Source organism: Salinithrix halophila, from assembly GCF_042650125.1.
In the GTDB taxonomy this organism is placed as follows: domain Bacteria; phylum Bacillota; class Bacilli; order Thermoactinomycetales; family DSM-45169; genus Salinithrix; species Salinithrix halophila.
Window position 1 is genome coordinate 1 of record NZ_JBHSAP010000011.1, and the last position, 4,550, is coordinate 4,550.

The 4,550-nt window shown below is 48.8% G+C and carries 1 protein-coding gene and 1 pseudogene; both read right to left on the reverse strand.

All coding sequences use genetic code 11. The features are described from left to right. Nucleotides 1–262: 262 nt before the first annotated feature. Nucleotides 263–1,288: pseudogene (locus tag ACFOUO_RS10195) on the reverse strand (hypothetical protein); the annotation flags it as partial. 149 nt (nucleotides 1,289–1,437) lie between these two features. After that, entirely contained in the window at nucleotides 1,438–4,248 is a 2,811-nt protein-coding gene (locus ACFOUO_RS10200) for a penicillin acylase family protein (RefSeq protein ID WP_380704875.1), read from the reverse strand. Nucleotides 4,249–4,550 lie beyond the last annotated feature (302 nt).

Consider the following 4,550-nt stretch of genomic DNA (forward strand, 5'->3'; position numbering starts at 1 on the left):
TTCTCCTTCATTCACTCCGGTGAAATTGCGTCGGTTCCAGTGCGTTTGCACTTGTACCCTTCGCAATTCTTGGCTTTCTTCCGTATCCAGTTTTCAAGGTGCATCTACCTTTTTTGCTTCGTCACCTCGCGGCGACAAGAAATAATATACCACGGATCCGAGATTGATTCAACCCCTTTCCAAAAATAAATTCCCATGAAGAAAGTCGGCCGGAATACGCCCGACCGACTTGCCCAAAATACCCAATTCAATCCGGATATCGGTATGAACCAGGTTGAAAAGTATCAGGATCCCACCACTTATAGCCGGCTTCCGGTTCAGACCACGGTTCTCTTTGAGGCTCATCGGATGTGGCTGGATCCTCAAAGGGAAGGAGCGGAGTGGGATCATCCAATTCTAGACCCTCCACTTGGTCGAACCGGGTATAGCTCTCCTTTTTTCCTAACCAGTCGATGATACGGACGAGAAGGACGGCATCGTCCTGCTCCTTAAACCCGTCATACGTTTTTTTGTTTTCCCCTGTCTCTTCTCTTTTGTACTTGGGTGTGGCATCCTCAATCGGGGAAGAATCTCCGATAAAGGCGGCTTTTCCCTTCCCTCTTTTTGCAATCGCTACATAAGGGCCCTCGCCGAAACCGCCCCCTTTGTATACCCCTTGATCCACCGCATGCCGCCACTTCTCATTCGTTCGGGGCAGATAAACGATTCCCTTTGCCTTGTTAGGATCGGTTACCGCCAAGGTGGCGCCGGCATGCATCGCTACCCCTTTCACTTCCTTTGTAATTCCGAATGTCTGGTCCGAAGGAATGATCTTATCTGCCGTGACATCACCGATCGCATTGAAACGGAAACGAATACCGAAATGGTCCGATAACCAATCGGAAGAGGTGACGCCCTGCATGGCGGAAGATTTCCTTTCTTCCTGTTCCATCCCTTTTGCAGGGTCGTCAAATGCCCCTCTCCGATACCCATTGAGAATTTCCGTCGCATCCCATCGATTTTTATTCCGGTCCGCATTGTAATGATCGGCGATGAAAAAAATCCCGCCTCCTTGGTCTACAAAGCGGATTAAAGCTTTTTGTTCCTTCTCTTTCAGCGGAATGTTGGGCTCGCTTAACACAAAAATGTCTTGTCCTTTCAAATCTTCGTCCTTCAAGGGGGATTTTTTCTCCAACTGATGAACTTTGTAACCCTTCTTTTTCAACGCATCAGCAAAGTCGGAAAAAGCTCCGTCGATCACCCAGTCAGCGGCACCCGCCGTCTCACCGTGGGTGTTGTCAAAGAGGATCCGTAATTTCCCATCCTCCGAAGGCAGGCTTGGCTCTTGGCAGGCGTTCATCATCGGAATGCACAGGAGGGCGATAACCAACACGATTTTCTTCACTATAGTTCCCTCCCTGTTTGTCCCCCTTTAATGGATCATCCGATCTAGGGGTGCTACTTTGTGGATTGGACTTGAACCACCTGTTGAAAGGTAGGGCGGTTCACCCAACCCATGTCCGGCAGAGAAAGGGCTCCCAGCGTGCTTTGCCGGATGGCATCCCGTTGACTGCCGTAAATCCAGTCATCGACGGATGCGGAACTGTATTCTTTTTCCAGATGAGCGGCAGCTTCAGACAGCGCGTTCCATAGAATATCCCGACATGCCGCACGATCACCGTTTCCGCAATAGGTCTTATACCAAGGGTCCGTTACCTTCTCCCCCAGCACCTGACGCAGATCCTTTTGAACGAAAGGATAGTATCCTTCTTGGTAAGCCGACCCGAGGTGTTGGTCGGGGCGATCTTCCAGTTTGACAGGGGGACGGATTCCTTTCAACGGAGCCCCAAAAATCCCTTTGACCAAGGGTGCAAAAAACGCATCCCCGATCGCGATGGCTGTTGCATTATCATATTGACCATCTCGAGGAGCGATATCTCTGCGATATCCTCCTGTTTTCACCCATTCAGCCAGTCGGTCCCGCATCGCTTGCAGCTTCTGATCATTACCAGGCGCCTGTTTCCCAAGGATTTTCAGCACATAGGGATAGACTTCTTGACCTTTTAAGTCAACAGTTCCCGCAGCCGTTGTGATGTTGACCATATCGGCAGTCGTCAGTTTCTCATCGCTTTCAATGGCCTTTTTGAGCCTTTTTTCCAAAGTCAGCGATCGGAACACCGGCCCGTAGTTGAAGTTGGCGTCATTGGCGCGGAAGCCAGGAGCTTGCTTGTTGTTCCAATTGACAAAGTACCCTTGCTTAGGGTTGATTTCCTGTGGTTGCTTCTCCGGAGGCAAATAATCGCCTGTCCAGTCATATTCCCCCGTTCCCCAGACCGGCAAGTCCGGATCGGTGCCGGGATGACGGATTGGAAGCAAACCGGAATGTTTATAGGCGATATCTGTTTGATCGACAAAAAACCAGTTAAACGTATAATCGATAGAATCGATCGCTTTTGAAAAGGATTGAGCCCCACCCTTCATGAAATCCGGATCGTTCAACCGCTTGAAACCAAAGGAACTGCCCAGTTCATTTCCGTAGGTTGAACGTTGAACGGCAATGGCGACGGGCCGATTTTTAACCGTCCCTCTTGCGATTACGGGACCGTATACACTACGCTCGACTTTGGTGTCCATGGTTTCTTTTTTTCGTTGGGAGGAATTCTGTTGCTGTTCGATCACTTCCTTTGGAGGTTGGTTGAGCGAAACCGCCGTCTTATTCAGATCTTTTACAGGAACGGCTTGAGACTTGATGGATTGTTGATGTGTAAATTGCTCCATAGGAATACATTTTCCCTTATATAAATAATGCGTCGATTGGTTAGAGGGTGTTTTTCCATCGGGTTCGCAGAGGCGGAGAATCCATTGGTCGGTGTTATCAGCAGCGGATGAAGTCGCCGACCATGCAAACTCCTTTCCACGGCCCATTTGTATGTACAAATTGGAACCGGCGAATCCCACTCCGCGGGCTTCTATGCCAGGGCCTTGCACATCCATTTCAAGCAATAGCTGCGGATTAAAATAACCCGTTTGCGGACCGAATACCGCGATTGGGTTTCCCTTACGGGTATGATTACCGACAACCAAAATGGCATTGCTCATACTCTTCGGCAATCGAAGATTGATCGGGCCAAATGGACCATCGGCGATCATGTCGGAATTTTTCAATTGGTTCAACGTTTGATTAACCGTTGACAAATCAGGCATGGCCACAGACGCTTGATCAATGTTCCCCGGATTGTTGTAGGGGAAAGGACGCACAGTGGTGACAGGTGCCTCTCGATCATTGGCGCTGCGAAAATCCGCCCAAATCTTACGCCCTTCCTTTTTTCCGAATTCGTTTTGAAGTTCAGCGAGAAATTGGGCGCTTTCCAACTCCCTTCCCCCGCCTTTGCCGAACAACCCACCTACAAAACTGGCAATAGCCACCGCATCTTCCGGCTTCCATTTTTGGGGGAGTTTCATAAGACCGAGGTATTCAACAGGTAACAAAGTCCAGTTCCATCGGGCTTTGTCGATATAAGCGTTTACACCTTCCATATAAGCCTTTATATCGCGGCAGATTTCTTCGCCTTCGCTACCTTGCTCACAAATGCGGCGTATTTGATCCGTTAAGTCCGATTCTTTATAGGGAGCGTTTTTCAATTGATTTCTATCCATTTCTTTATTGGATTCGCTCTCTCCGAGAAATTCACTCAATCGCCCCCGACCCAAATGACGGAGAACATCCATTAAAAATAGGCGATCCTCTGCCGTAGCGTAACCGACGCCAAAAAAAGTGGCCTTCCGGGTTTTTCCGCGGATATGCGGCACACCGAAATTATCCCGGGTGATGGTAAGGTTTTTGATAGGGGAGTAGGTTTTTTCGACTTTTGCCGGAGTGCCCATCGAAGCTTCTTTGAAGTACTGAGGCAATTCCGATTCGGTCAGATCAGGTGCTCTTTTCGAGAGAGAATCGTACATATGGACTTGGTCATTGTAATGTCGGGGATACTTCTTGCTCATCTGAAACCACAGATATTCAAACAGATTGATCCTCCCCTCCTGACCAGGGGGCAAAATGTTAAAGAAGCCGTCCCCGTCCCCCTTTTGTGTGGAATGGACAGGTGCGGCTTCCGCGGAAGGTAAGATCATTAAAGCCGAAAGAACCAGGATGAGCGTCATCGATAAGCTCCGGGTCAAGGTCGATGGTTTTCGAAAGCAACCCATCAGCAAAAAATTGAGTGACAGCAGAACCCCCATTCCAACTGTAACCTCCCATGGCAAATTCATTCTGATCACCCCTCTTATTTTTCGAATATTCGATATCACTATAGCATTACCGTCTGCACAAAAACAACCATTTAAACCTTTTTATCCCATTTAGAGTCGTAAAAGACGCTCATCACGACATCCGCTCTACATCCTCAACCCAGGCCTCTTGAATCATAAAAAAATCCCCTGACTCATGGTTGAGTCAGGGGAACATCATGCATTCCCTGAAAACTGAAGAGCAGGTTGATTCGACCTTGTTTGGTTCGTTCATGATGATACTCCGTAGAAAGGAGGTGATCCATCCCCACCTTCCGGTAGGG